General features: G+C 64.1%; 10 protein-coding genes. 9 read left to right on the top strand and 1 reads right to left on the bottom strand.

Annotated features, from left to right (window positions below):
• Positions 1 to 43: 43 nt before the first annotated feature.
• Positions 44 to 823, top strand: a complete 780-nt coding sequence (locus GT748_RS06455) for a LytR/AlgR family response regulator transcription factor (RefSeq protein WP_044991751.1) — start codon at positions 44 to 46, stop codon at positions 821 to 823.
• Between the two features lie 98 nt (positions 824 to 921).
• Here GT748_RS06455 and GT748_RS06450 read toward each other — a convergent pair whose 3' ends face one another.
• Positions 922 to 2,283 carry a hypothetical protein gene (locus GT748_RS06450; protein WP_044991749.1) on the bottom strand — a complete coding sequence of 454 codons (1,362 nt, stop codon included), beginning with the start codon at positions 2,281 to 2,283 and terminating at the stop codon, positions 922 to 924.
• Positions 2,284 to 2,561: 278 nt separating this feature from the next.
• Here GT748_RS06450 and GT748_RS06445 point away from each other — a divergent pair, with 278 nt between their 5' ends.
• The 8 genes from GT748_RS06445 (at position 2,562) to rsxA (ending at position 12,858) form a co-directional block, all read left to right on the top strand.
• Positions 2,562 to 3,941, top strand: coding sequence for a glycine--tRNA ligase (locus tag GT748_RS06445; RefSeq protein WP_021658098.1), 1,380 nt, complete (start codon positions 2,562 to 2,564; stop codon positions 3,939 to 3,941).
• 415 nt (positions 3,942 to 4,356) lie between these two features.
• Positions 4,357 to 6,579 carry a 5'-nucleotidase C-terminal domain-containing protein gene (locus GT748_RS06440; RefSeq protein WP_021658095.1) on the top strand — a complete coding sequence of 741 codons (2,223 nt, stop codon included), beginning with the start codon at positions 4,357 to 4,359 and terminating at the stop codon, positions 6,577 to 6,579.
• Positions 6,580 to 6,836: 257 nt separating this feature from the next.
• Entirely contained in the window at positions 6,837 to 8,300 is a 1,464-nt protein-coding gene (locus tag GT748_RS06435; RefSeq protein ID WP_021658094.1) for an amidohydrolase, read from the top strand.
• A 391-nt stretch (positions 8,301 to 8,691) separates the two neighbouring features.
• Complete coding sequence (rsxC, locus tag GT748_RS06430) at positions 8,692 to 10,026, top strand: electron transport complex subunit RsxC (protein WP_044991747.1); 1,335 nt, start codon at positions 8,692 to 8,694, stop codon at positions 10,024 to 10,026.
• Between the two features lie 18 nt (positions 10,027 to 10,044).
• Positions 10,045 to 11,010, top strand: a complete 966-nt coding sequence (locus GT748_RS06425) for an RnfABCDGE type electron transport complex subunit D (protein WP_044991745.1) — start codon at positions 10,045 to 10,047, stop codon at positions 11,008 to 11,010.
• Positions 11,011 to 11,012: 2 nt separating this feature from the next.
• The gene (locus tag GT748_RS06420) at positions 11,013 to 11,555 is read left to right on the top strand and encodes an FMN-binding protein (RefSeq protein WP_021658090.1); all 543 of its coding nucleotides are present in this window, start codon (positions 11,013 to 11,015) and stop codon (positions 11,553 to 11,555) included.
• Complete coding sequence (gene rsxE / locus GT748_RS06415) at positions 11,555 to 12,268, top strand: electron transport complex subunit RsxE (RefSeq protein WP_021658089.1); 714 nt, start codon at positions 11,555 to 11,557, stop codon at positions 12,266 to 12,268. Before GT748_RS06420 ends, rsxE begins: the two co-directional genes overlap by 1 nt.
• Complete coding sequence (gene rsxA, locus GT748_RS06410; protein WP_021658088.1) at positions 12,268 to 12,858, top strand: electron transport complex subunit RsxA; 591 nt, start codon at positions 12,268 to 12,270, stop codon at positions 12,856 to 12,858. The genes rsxE and rsxA overlap by 1 nt, the downstream gene beginning before the upstream one ends.
• Position 12,859 lies beyond the last annotated feature (1 nt).

Below are 12,859 nucleotides of genomic sequence, written 5' to 3'. Positions count from 1 at the left end.
AACCACCCGCGCATCGGCGCGGGCGAAAAGAGGGGGTGACAGGGTGAAGATCGCCATCTGCGACGACGACCAGGAGCAGTTGCGCGCGCTGGAAGAGAGTTTCTCTCAGTACCGGTGGGAGCGCGGCTGCGAGATGGAGCTGTGCCGGTACGGCTCCTCCGCCCAGCTGTTGGGCGAGATCCAGGGCGGGGCGCGCTACGACCTCTACCTCCTGGACGTGTTGATGCCGGAGGTGGACGGCATCCGCCTGGGGGAGGAGATCCGCCGGACCGACTGGGAGGCGGCGCTGGTCTACCTGACCTCCTCCCGCGACTTTGCGCTGGAGGCCTATGGGGTGAGCGCCTTTCAGTACCTGCTCAAACCGGTGGAGCGTCAGACCCTCTTTTCCCTGTTGGACGCCCTTCGCACCTGGCGGCAGACCGGCAGCGCCCCCCAGTTTGCCTTTAAGAGCAAGGCGGGGCTCACGGCGGTCTACCAGAGCGAGATCCTCTATGTGGAGTACCGCAACCACATCCTCTATTTTCACCTGGAAAACGGTGAGACGCTGCCCTCCCTGCACATCCGCGTCCCCTTTGAGCAGGCGGTGGCCGTCCTCCTGGAAAATGAGGACTTTCTCCACCCCCACAAGTCCTATGTGGTGAACATGAGCTGGGTGCGCCAGCTCACCTCCAACGCCTTTGTGATGGGCGACGGCTCGCTCATCCCCATCCCCAGAAAGAATTTCAGCTCGGTCAAGAGCAGCTATATCCGCTTTCTCGCGCAGAAGAGCCGTCGCCGGGGCCCCTTTGTCTTTGCGGGGCCCGCCGGAGAAGCGACGGTTTGACAGAGAAAAAGGCCCGCGGGCGCAGCGCGCTCACGGGCCTTTTTTTGCCTTTTGGCGGAGAGGGGGGCGGGGTGGAAACCCGGCTTTTTGTCCGCTCCTCACCGGTAGAGGAGGCGGGCGCCGGTGTTGACGTGGATCATCTCCGGCGCGCTCCAGCCGCTGAAGCAGTAGATCCCCGCCCGGCGGCCGTTGTACCAGCTGCCGCCGAAGATGACCGCCCGCAGCCCCGGCCGCTGCCAGTAGAAGTCGCCGCAGTAGCGCTCCGGGCCGCCGTCCTCCCCCGAGCGGGTGGGGAAGCGGGCAAAGGGGAGGCGGGGGTCCTCCCCCCAGGCGACGATGGGGGACTCGTCGGTGGGGCTGTCGCAGTAGTTCACCATCCGGTAGGCGCCGGTGATGGAGCAGTCGCTGTAAGCGCCCGGGTCGGTGCAGACATAGGGGCGCAGGTCGAGGATGTTGACCCCGTCGATCCACTCCCAGGTGTTGCCGTAGGGGTTTTCGATCCCCCGCCAGAGGATGGGGGCTTGCCCCTGCGCGTCGGCAAAGGCCGCGCCGGAGGAGGCGGCCACCTCATCGGCGCCCCCGTTTATCCAGAGGGAGGAGTAGAGGAGCATCCCCGCCTCCAAGTCGGCGGGCGGGCCGTCAAAGGAGACGGCCGCCCGTCCCCCGCCCAGGAGGGTGACGCCGGTGACCGCGGCGTGGGGGACCACCCGGTTGTCCCCCAGCGCCCAGCCCAGGGCGATCCCCTGGCCGGGGCGAAACTGCCGGGCATACCCCTCCGCCACCACGGCGCGGTTGGCCCCCTGCTCGGACAGGAGCAGGGGAGATTCGGCGCTGTATGGCAGGTCGGTCAGCCCGGTCATCACCGACTGGGAGTTGAGGGTGGCAAACTCCACGGTGAAGAGCAGTTGCAGCACGTCGCAGAGGAAGACCGCGTCCATCATCCCCCAGCGGGGGCCCAGGTTGCGGCAGAGGCCCCGCCAGGTGGGGCGGTCGGTGCGGATGCGGCCGTACCGGCCCGCGGCGCTGACCACCCCGCCCCGCCCGTCGGGGGCGCAGAGATAGGCGCCGATGTAGATGTGCTCCAGCGGCTGTCCCCGCGCGTCGAGAAAGGCCGGCGAGAGGCGAAACCCCTCCTGCCGGCAGGGGCTGACCAGCCAGTACTCCCAGCCCTCCCGCTCCAGGTGGAGCTGATAGAAGCGGGGGATCTCCACCATCACCTGGCCCCCCTCGCCGTCGCTTCGGTAGCCGGGCTCGCCGAAATAGGCGCGCACCCGGCCGTCGGGGCCCAGGTTGCAGCGGCGAAAGCCGCCCCAGGGGAGGATCTGGTCAAAGTCGTTTTGCACCCGCTGTCCGCCCACGCCCACCCGGGCTGTGAGCCCGGCGCTGTCGCAGACGCGCTCCAGGGTGGGGGAGGGGTCGCCCACCCGCCGCCGAACGCCGTAAATACCGCTGTTTTTCAAGAAGATCGCCTGCCCTTTCCACTGCGATTTTTCTCTACTCTACCACGGAAACGGCGGCGGCGCAATCGGGGCCTTCAAACTTTGGCGAAAGGGCCTCGGCAGCGGGCTTTCCGCCTTGACTTCTGCGCGGCCAGACTTTACAATAGGAAGCGTACTGCCCCCGCTTCGCCGGGGGCTTTGTCGGATGGGCGTACCGCCGCCTGCGAGACCGACCGCGGCCGCAGGGCCGGCGAAACAAGAAGTCTGGCCCCAGGGGCTGGAAAATGGGAGGATTTGCAATGCTGCAAAACAGTGAAAAGAGCATGGACAAGGTGGTCTCTCTCTGCAAGAGCAGGGGCTTTGTCTACCCCGGGTCGGAGATCTACGGCGGCCTGGCCAACGCCTGGGACTACGGCCCCCTGGGGGTGGAGTTCAAAAACAACCTGAAGCGGGCCTGGTGGAAGAAGTTCGTGCAGGAGAGCCCCTACAACGTGGGGCTGGACTCGGCCATCCTCATGAACCCCGAAACCTGGGTCGCCTCCGGCCACGTAGGGGGCTTTTCTGACCCCCTGATGGACTGCAAGGACTGCAAGAGCCGCCACCGGGCGGACAAGCTCATCGAGGACTTCACCGGCGAGTCGGCCGACGGCTGGTCGGAGGAGAAGATGCTGCAGTTCATCGCCGACAACCACATCAAGTGCCCCAACTGCGGGGGGGAGAACTTCACCGACATCCGCAAGTTCAACCTGATGTACAAGACCTACCAGGGGGTCACCGAGGACTCGAAAAACGAGATCTACCTCCGCCCCGAGACCGCCCAGGGCATCTTTGTCAACTTCGCCAACATCGCCAGGACCACCCGCAAAAAGCTGCCCTTCGGCGTCTGCCAGGTGGGCAAGAGCTTCCGCAACGAGATCACCCCCGGCAACTTCATCTTCCGCATCCGGGAATTCGAGCAGATGGAGTGCGAGTTCTTCTGCAAGCCCGGCACCGATCTGGACTGGTTTTACTACTGGAAGGACTACTGCAAAAACTGGCTGCTGGACCTGGGGATGAGGGAGGAGAACATGCGGCTGCGCGACCACGAGCAGGAGGAGCTGTCCTTCTACTCCAAGGCCACCACCGACATCGAGTACCTCTTCCCCTTTGGCTGGGGCGAGCTGTGGGGGATCGCCGACCGCACCGACTACGACCTGACCCAGCACCAAAACCACAGCGGCAAGGACCTGAGCTACTTCGACCAGGAGGCAAATGAGCGCTACATCCCCTACGTGGTGGAGCCCTCCCTCGGCGCCGACCGGGTGGCCCTGGCCTTCCTCTGCGAGGCCTACGACGAGGAGCAGGTGGGGGAGAAGGACAGCCGGGTGGTCATGCACTTCCACCCCGCCCTGGCCCCCTTCAAGGCGGCCGTTCTGCCCCTGTCCAAAAAGCTGGGCGAACAGGCCGGCAAGGTGCGCGAGCAGTTGGCCGGAAAGTTCATGGTGGACTACGACGACGCCGGCTCCATCGGCAAGCGCTATCGCCGCCAGGACGAGATCGGCACCCCCTTCTGCATCACCTACGACTTTGAGAGCGAGCAGGACGGCTGCGTCACCGTCCGCGACCGGGACACCATGGCCCAGGAGCGGATCGCCATCGACCAGCTGGAGCGCTACATTGAGGAAAAGATCCAATTCTAGATCGCCGTCGCCCCCGGGCGAAGGGATAGAGGCGGCCCCTCCCTTTTGGGAGAGGGGCCGCCTCTTTTTGCGAAAAAGAGAGATGGTTTTGGAAGGCCAAAAGGGAAATGTTCTGTCCATTTTGCCAAATATGCGAGAAAATACGTCTACAAACAGGCGAAAATTATACAGGGTGAATAATTTTGCGAGGGAAAGATTGTCATTTCGACTGCAACAAAAGAACACTTCTTCCATCCCTTTTGTGATAAAATACGTATAGATTTTCTTTCGGCAGATGATTTTGTGATTTGCGCACAAAAAAGCTGGCCTGCCATTGGCAAACCAGCCCAGTTTTTTCAAAAAAAGAGGATATTTCGCTGCTGAAAGAAAAATTATAATTTATCATCGCTGCTTGCAGCGAAAAGGGGAGGAAGAAATGAACCGAACGCTCAAACGGGCACTGGCCTCGCTCCTGTCAGGGGCGCTGGTGCTGACCATGGCGGTGGGGGCGCCTGCCCTCGCGGCAGAGCCGGACACCGTCACCATCTACCACACCAACGACATGCACGCCTCGATGATCAGCGACGCCTTCAACCTGGCCCACGTCACGACCATCAAAAAGAGCACCCCCAACAGCCTGCTGCTGGACGCGGGCGACGCCACCCAAGGGCAGCCCTTCTCCATGCTCACCAAGGGCAAGAGCGTCTTTGAGCTGATGAACGCCGCCGGGTACGACGCCATGGTGCTGGGCAATCACGAGTTTGACTACCCCCAGGAGACCCTGCTGGAGAATGTCAAGACCGCCAACTTCCCCGTTCTGGCGGGCAACCTGCAGTTTGGCAACGGCTCCAACCAGGAGCTCAAAAATGAGCTGGTGCGCGACTACATCGTCGAGCCGGTGGGGGGCCACAAGATCGCCATCTTCGGGATGATCTCCCCCGAGACCTCCAGTCTGGCCTCTCCCGACAAGCTCAAGGGGCTGGACTTCCTGGACGTCAAGGCCGAGACCACCCGCATCCTAAACCTCATCGACCAAAATGAGACGGACATCGACGCCATCGTCTGTCTGGCCCACTGCGGCTGGTCCACCGAGGAGAAATACTCCTCCAAGGCCATCGCCGAGGCGGGGGCCGGCAAGATCGACGTCATCATTGATGGTCACACCCACCAGGACATGTTGGAGGGAAAATCGGAGAAGGTCGGCGACACCCTCATTGTCTCCTCCGGCAGCACCCTGGCCAACCTGGGCAAGCTGACGTTGACCTTTAACGGCCACGACCTCACCGGCATGAGCACCGGGCGGATCAACAAGGCCACCGTTGAGGCCGAGGGGATCCAGCCCGACCCCACCTGCCAGGCGGCCATCGACAAGGTCAAGGCCATGCAGGAGACCAGCAAGACCCAGAAGGTGGGCAACACCCAGTCCACCCTCTACGCCAGCAAGATCCAGGCCCGCACCCTGGACGAGCAGGGCAATGTGGTGGACACCGAGTACAGCGTCTCCGGCACCACCGAGGCAAACCTCTACGACCTGGTGGCCGACAGCCGTCGGTGGGAGGCGAAGGAGGCCCTCTCGGCCAACGCCGCCTACAAGGACTACAACTACATCGGCTATATCTGCAGTGGCAACGTGCGGGCCACCATCCCCGCCGGGGAGATCACCATGGAGAACGTCTACCAGATCCTCCCCTGGAGCGACTCGCCGGTCATCTATGTGGCCATCAGTCCCAAGACCCTCTACGACATGGTGGAGGTCGGGGTCAGCAGCGTCACCTCGCAGGATGCCGCCACCGGGCAGATCAGCGGCGGCCACGGCCACTTTTTGATCCCCTCGGGCTTCACCTACACCTATGACCTCTCCAAGCCCGCCATCGCCTACCAGGAGTACACCAAGCCAGACGGCACCAAGGCCGGCCGCAAGACCCAGGAGGGTCAGCGGGTCACCGAAATCAAGCTGGAGGACGGCACCGTCCTCGACCGAAACGACGATGTGAAGTCGATCGTGGTCACCAGCGGCACCTACAACCTGGGCGGCGGCGACGGCTTCTGGGGCCTCACCGAGGACGACGCCTACACCAAGATCGGCAGCGGCGACGGGGAGAAGGGGATCTTCGTGCGCTATCTGGAGCACCTGAGCGCCCAGCCGGAAAATAAGGACGGCATCCGGGTGCCGGTCAACGGCGGCCGGATCCGGGCCATCGGCGGCGGGTACACCGCCGAGAGCTACCAGGTGTCCATCACCGCCCTCGGCGCGGGGGAGCGGGCGGCCGGCGCCACCTTCCAGGTGCGCATCGACGGCGGCGAGGCCAAAGCCTACAAGACCGACGACAAGGGCCAGTTCGCCCTCACCCTCTCCAACGGTCCCCACGAGGTGACCATCTTTAAGGAGGGCGCAGTGGAGGAGACCCTCTTCTACCTGGACAACTACGCGGGCATCCTCTCGGCCGTGGTGGAGAGCGAGAGCGCCATCCCCGCCGACAAGGGCGAACCCTCCGGCGAGGAGGGCAACCAGGGCGAACAGAACAACCAGGGCGAGGAGGAGAAGCCCGCCGGCGATCCCAGCGTCAACACCGGCGACACCTTCCGCCCGGCGGCCGTGGCCGTCGCTCTCTCCGGGGCGGCCATCACCGCCTTCCTGCTGCGCAAAAAGCGCCGCTAGTTCTCGCAGGACCGGACACACCTTTCAAAGGGGGCCGGCGATCCCCGCCAGTGGGCGGGGGCGTCGGCCCCCTTTGCTTTAGGGGGATATGCCTTGTGAAAAGCGCCAAAAAACAGCGCGGTTCCTGGTCATCCGTCCAAAGTTGGAAGAAAGGGGCCGTCGCCCCTTTCTTCCGGCGACCTGTGGGTGATACAATGGAGGCGAGAGATCCATCTGCCCCGCCCGACGGGGCCGAATGCGCGAGGAGGTTTGCGAGAATGGAAGCGAAGAACATTGTCAAAGAGGCGGTGGCCAAGCGGGCGTCTGCCCTGCGGGAACTGCACAAAAGGATTTGGGAGAGCGCCGAGCTGGGCTACGAAGAGGTCCAGTCCGCCCTGGCCCTGCGGGACTTTATGGCGGCCGAGGGCTTTGCGGTGGAGACCGGGGTGGCCGGCATCCCCACCGCCTTTGTGGCCAGCTACGGCAGCGGAAAGCCGGTCATCGGCATCCTGGCCGAGTACGACGCCCTCTCCCAGCTCAGCCAGCAGCCCGGCTGCCCCACCAAAGACCCCATCCCCGGGCAGGAGGGCGGCCACGGCTGCGGCCACAGCGCCCTGGGCACCGGTTCCGCGGCGGCGGCCGTGGCGATCAAGGACTACCTGGACGCGACCGGGAAGAGCGGCACCGTCCGCCTCTACGGCTGCCCGGCCGAGGAAAACGGCTGGGGCAAGACCTTTATGGCCCGCGCCGGCCTGTACGACGACCTGGACTGCGCCCTCACCTGGCACCCCTTTGACAACAATGCCGCCTGGACCTTCAGCTCCCTGGCCAACGTCAGCGTAAAGTTCAAGTTCTTCGGCCGCACCGCCCACGCGGCGGCCGCCCCCCACGCGGGGAGAAGCGCCCTGGACAGCTGCGAGATCATGAACGTGGGGGTCAACTACCTGCGCGAGCACGTCATCCCCGAGGCGCGGATGCACTACGCCTACCTGGACGTGGGCGGCACCTCCCCCAACGTGGTGCAGGACCACGCCTGCGTCCACTACTTCCTGCGCGCCCCCAAGAGCGCCCAGGTCCAGGAGATCCTGGCGCGGGTGAAGGACATCGCCAAGGGCGCCGCCCTCATTTGCGGCACCGAGTGCGTCTGCGAGATCCAGTCGGGGATGAGCGACTACATCCCCAACCCCACCATGACCAAGCTCCTCTACGACTCCCTGGCGGAGCTGGGCGCCCCTGCATTCGACGGGGCAGACAGGGAGCTGGCGGCCAAGTTCTTTGCCTCCTTTGACGAGGGGAGCCGCCAGCAGGTGGTCAGCGGCCTGGTCAAGCGCTACGGCGAGGAGCGGGCCAAGGAGATCGTGGCCGCCCCGCTCAACGACACCGTCGACCCCCTGGACCTCAACGCCACCCCTGTCGCCGGTTCCACCGACGTGGGGGACGTGAGCTACGTGACCCCCACCGCCCAGGCCATGATCGCGGGCTTCTGCATCGGCACCACCCCCCACACCTGGCAGGTCACCGGGCAGACCGGCTCCTCCATCGGCGAGAAGGGGTACCTAAAGGCCGGCGAGGTGCTGGCCCTGACGGCGGCCAAGGTCATCGACTGCCCCGAGGTGACGGCCAAGGCCAGAGAAGAGCTGGTGGCCGAGACCGGCGGTGGCTACAACTGCCCCGCCCCCGACGACGTGCTGCCCCCCATCCCCGAAGGGGTGGCCCAGCGGGCAAAAGAGGCGGGCCTCTAAACCGACTGTCCCACAGAGCAGAGTTTTTGCGCCCCCGCCGGCCGGTGGGGGCGCTGTTCTCTGTTCAGAAGGGATGCTTGCCCGGGCGGGGCGAGTATCCATCCGTTTTTTATCGATAGGAAAAATTTATACACTCCGACAAACTTTTAACAAGACTTCTGTGCACCTGCCACAAATTGCACAGAAACCCTTTGCACTTTTCGTGGTTTTCCCAATTCGACAGCAAATTGGTGTACAGCGGCGCGGGGAAATGCTATAATATCCAATTGTAAATAAACCGTGAAACCGGCGGGGAATGGGGCTTTGCCCCCTTTTTGCGCGCAGCCTGTCCGGCGTTTTTGCCGCCGGGGTCTGCGCGCGCCGACGCGGTCAGTACGGGAGGGTACAATCTGTGTTTTCGTTTGGTAAGAACGCGTTCAAAAAAACCAGGGGCGGCGTTTTGCCGGGGCACTTCAAGAACACCAGCGGGTGCGCCACCGAGGCAATGCCGGTCCCCAAAACCGTCCGCATCCACCTGGCACAGCACGTGGGCAAACCCTGTGAGCCCGCGGTCAAGCCGGGGCAGGAGGTGTTTGTGGGCACCGTCATCGGGCGGACAGAAGGGGGACTGGCCTCCGTCGTCCACGCCAGCGTCTCGGGCAAGGTGAGCGCCATTGAGGAGTTCATCCTGCCCAACTCCATCCGCGCCAAGGCGGTGGTCATTCAGGCCGACGGGGCCCAGACCCCGGACCCCGCCATCGCCCCCCCGGAGGTGCGCGACCGGGAGAGCTTTTTGGCCGCCGTGCGGGAGTCGGGTCTCATCGGCCTGGGGGGCGCGGGCTTCCCCACCTATGTCAAACTCGCTCCCCCAGACCCCGAGGCCATCGACACCCTGATCGTCAACGGGGCCGAGTGCGAGCCCTTCCTCACCGCCGACTACCGCGAGTGCCTGGAGCGCGGCGACGACGTGCTGGAGGGGGTGCGGCTGGTGCAGAAGTACCTGGGCATCCGCACCGCCCTCATCGGCATCGAGAGCAACAAGCCCGAGGCCATCGCCGCCCTGACCCAGAAGGCCGAGGGGGACGAGCGCATCCAGGTGCGCACCCTGGTCACCCGCTACCCCCAGGGGGCGGAGAAGGTGATCGTCAACGAGCTCACCGGCCGGGTCATCCCCAAGGGCAAGCTGCCGGCTGACGTGGGGGTGGTGGTGCTCAACATCTCCACCGTGGCCTTTATCGCCCGCTATTTAAAGACCGGCATGCCCCTGGTGGAGAAGCGGATCACCGTGGACGGCGACTGCATCAAGACCCCCAAAAACGTGCTGGCGCCGGTGGGCGCCTCCATCGCCGACGTGGCGGCCTTCTGCGGCGGCTATGTCGAGGAGCCCAAGAAGATCTTGCTGGGCGGCCCGATGATGGGGATGTGCGTCTACACCGACGCCTACAACGTGGCCAAAAACACCAACGGCCTCCTCTTTTTGGGGGACAAGTATGTCAAGAGCCAGGCGGTGCTGGCCTGCATGAAGTGCGGCCGCTGCGCCGACGCCTGCCCCATGGGGCTGATGCCCCCGCAGATCTACGAGGCCAACAAGGTAAACGACCTGGAAGAGGTGGCCCGGCTGCAGGTGGACGCCTGCATGGAGTGCGGCTGTTGCTCCTTTGTCTGCCCCTCCAAGCGGCCGGTGACCCAGGCCATGCGGGAGGCCAAGGCCAACCTGCGCGACTACCGCGCCGACAAGAAGAAATAGAGAGGGGGAGGAGACAACTTGAACACCCAAACAACCGAAAACAAACTCATCGTTTCCTCATCGCCCCACCTGCGGGACAAGCGCACCACCTCCTCGGTGATGCGGGACGTGGTCATCGCCCTGATCCCGGCAATCGTCGCCTCCGGCGTCCTCTTCGGCACCAAGGCGCTGATCCTGATCGCGGTCTGCATCGTCTCCTGCGTGGGCTTTGAGTATCTCTGGAACCTGCTGATGAAAAAACAGCAGACGGTGGGGGACTTCACCGCCGTCATCACCGGCATCCTGCTGGCCTTCAACCTGCCGGCCACCCTCCCCATCTGGATGGCGGTCATCGGCTGCTTCGTGGCCATCGTCGTGGTCAAGCAGCTCTTTGGCGGCCTGGGGCAGAACTTCGTCAACCCGGCCATCGGCGGGCGAATCGTCCTGGCCCTCTCCTTCACCTCGGCCATGACCGCCTACCCCAACGCCTTTTACTTTAAGGCCGGGGTGCAGACCATGGCCAGCGCCACCCCTCTGGTGGCCATCAAGAACATGTTTGCCAACGGCACCTGGGAGAAGCTGCCCAGCAACCTGGACCTCTTTTTGGGCAACCAGCCCGGCGTGCTGGGCGAGACCTGCGCCCTGGCGCTGATCCTGGGCGGGGTCTACCTGGTGGTCCGCCGGGTCATCAACCCCATCATCCCCCTGAGCTTCATCGGCACCGTCTTTGCCCTCACCGCTGTGGCCGGGGCCAACCCCCTGCAGCAGATCCTCTCCGGCGGGGTGATGCTGGGGGCCATCTTCATGGCCACCGACTACTCCACCAGCCCCATGACCAACGGGGGCAAGCTGATCTTCGGCATCGGCTGCGGGCTGATCACCGTGCTCATCCGCCTGTTCGGTTCCAGCGCCGAGGGGGTCAGCTACTCCATCATCTTGATGAACATCCTCTCCCCCCAGATCGACCGGCTGACCCGGCACAGAGTGTTTGGAGGTGGCAAGTAGGAATGGAGAAGAAAAACACCTTTCGAGAGATCGTCTGGCCGATCCTCTCCCTGACCATCATCTGCCTGGTGGTCTCCCTGGCCCTGGGCGGGGTCAACATGCTGACAGAAAAGAAGATCCAGGACAACCTGGACGCGGTGGCCAACGCCGGCCGCCGGGAAGTGCTGCCCGACGCGGCCGACTTTGAGAAGATCGAACTCACCCCCGAGATGGAGGCCCTGGGCGTCACCGAGGTGTACAGCGCCGGCGACGCGGGCTTTGTGATCTCCGCCTCCCAGAAGGGCTACGCCGGCCAGGTGCCGGTGATGGTGGGCATCGGCGCGGACGGCGCCATCACCCGCATCAAGGTGATGGACAACGAAGAGACCCCGGGCCTTGGCAAGCGGGTCGAGGAGGAGAGCTTCTGGGGCAAGTTCTCCGGCAAACAGGGGAGCGTGGCCGACGTGGCCACCCTCACCGGGGCCACCTTCTCCTCCACCGCGGTGCGCGACAGCGTCCAAAACGCCCTGAGCGTCTACGAGATGGTGAAAGGAGGGGCAAACTGATGGCAGAACAGAAAAAGGGAGGCCACCTGAAAAACCTCACCAACGGCCTCTTAAAAGAAAATCCGGTCCTGCGGCTGGTGCTGGGCACCTGCCCGACCATGGCCGTCACCACCATGGCGGCCAACGGCCTGGGGATGGGCATTGCCGCCACCGTGGTCCTCATCGGCTCCAACCTGGTCATTTCCCTGCTGCGCAACTTCATCCCCAAACAGGTGCGCATCCCCGCCTACATCACCGTGATCGCCGGTTTCGTGACCATGGTACAGCTGATCGTCAAGGCCTTTGCCCCCGATTTGGACAAGGCGCTGGGCATCTTCCTGCCCCTGATCGTGGTCAACTGCATCATCCTCGGCCGGGCCGAGATGTTCGCCTCGAAACACGGGCCGCTGGACTCGGTCCTCGACGGCCTGGGAATGGGCGTCGGCTTTACGGTGGTGCTGGTGATCATGGGCTCCATCCGCGAGATCATTGGCAGCGGCACCTGGTTTGGCATCGCCCTCACCGCCGACCTCATCACCCCCATGGGGATCATGAAGCTGGCCCCGGGTGGTTTCTTCCTCTTCGGCTGCCTGATGGCCCTGGCCAACAAGATCACCGAGAAGAAGACCGGCAAGCCCGCCGTGGGCAAGATGGACGGCTGCGCCGGCTGTGCGGGCTGCGCCAACAAGGAGATCTGCGGTGAGATCGAGAAGAGAGAGGAGGGCGAGAACTGATGAAACAGATCTTTGTCATTTTGGTCAGCGCCATCCTGGTGGACAACTTCGTCCTCTCCAAATTCCTGGGCTGCTGCCCCTTCCTGGGGGTCTCCAAAAAGATGGATTCCGCCCTGGGAATGAGCGGCGCCGTCATCTTCGTCATGGGCCTGGCCTCGGCGGCCACCTGGCCCATCCAGCACTACCTGCTGGAGCAGATGAACCTGGAGTACATGAACACCCTGGTGTTCATCCTGGTCATCGCCGCCCTGGTGCAGCTGGTGGAGATCATCCTCAAGCGCTATATCCCCAGCCTGCACAAGGCCCTGGGCATCTACCTGCCCCTCATCACCACCAACTGCGCGGTGCTGGGGGTGACCATGCTCAACGTGGACAACAAGTACGGCTTTTGGGAGTCGGTGGTCAACGGCGTCGGCGCGGGCGTCGGCTTTATGCTGGCCCTGGTGCTCTTCGCCGGGGTCCGCCGCAAACTGGAGAGCTGTGATGTCCCCAAGGCCTTTCAGGGGCTCCCCATCACCCTGGTGGCCGCTTCGCTGGTCTCCCTGTCCTTCATGGGCTTCGCCGGTCTGGCGGAGAACATGTTTAAGTAAG

Origin of the sequence: Bittarella massiliensis (ex Durand et al. 2017) (genome assembly GCF_009876955.1) — a bacterium.
Classification (GTDB): domain Bacteria; phylum Bacillota; class Clostridia; order Oscillospirales; family Ruminococcaceae; genus Bittarella; species Bittarella massiliensis.
Note: the sequence above shows the minus strand (reverse complement) of the source record. Positions and strands in the feature narration are given on the sequence as shown.

Bases quoted from the DNA above. Each gene is read 5' to 3' on its own strand.
- GT748_RS06445 (WP_021658098.1), top strand. From the start codon at position 2,562: ATGCTGCAAAACAGTGAAAAGAGCATGGACAAGGTGGTCTCTCTCTGC.
- GT748_RS06440 (WP_021658095.1), top strand. From the start codon at position 4,357: ATGAACCGAACGCTCAAACGGGCACTGGCCTCGCTCCTGTCAGGGGCG.
- GT748_RS06435 (WP_021658094.1), top strand. From the start codon at position 6,837: ATGGAAGCGAAGAACATTGTCAAAGAGGCGGTGGCCAAGCGGGCGTCT.
- GT748_RS06420 (WP_021658090.1), top strand. From the start codon at position 11,013: ATGGAGAAGAAAAACACCTTTCGAGAGATCGTCTGGCCGATCCTCTCC.
- rsxE (WP_021658089.1), top strand. From the start codon at position 11,555: ATGGCAGAACAGAAAAAGGGAGGCCACCTGAAAAACCTCACCAACGGC.
- rsxA (WP_021658088.1), top strand. From the start codon at position 12,268: ATGAAACAGATCTTTGTCATTTTGGTCAGCGCCATCCTGGTGGACAAC.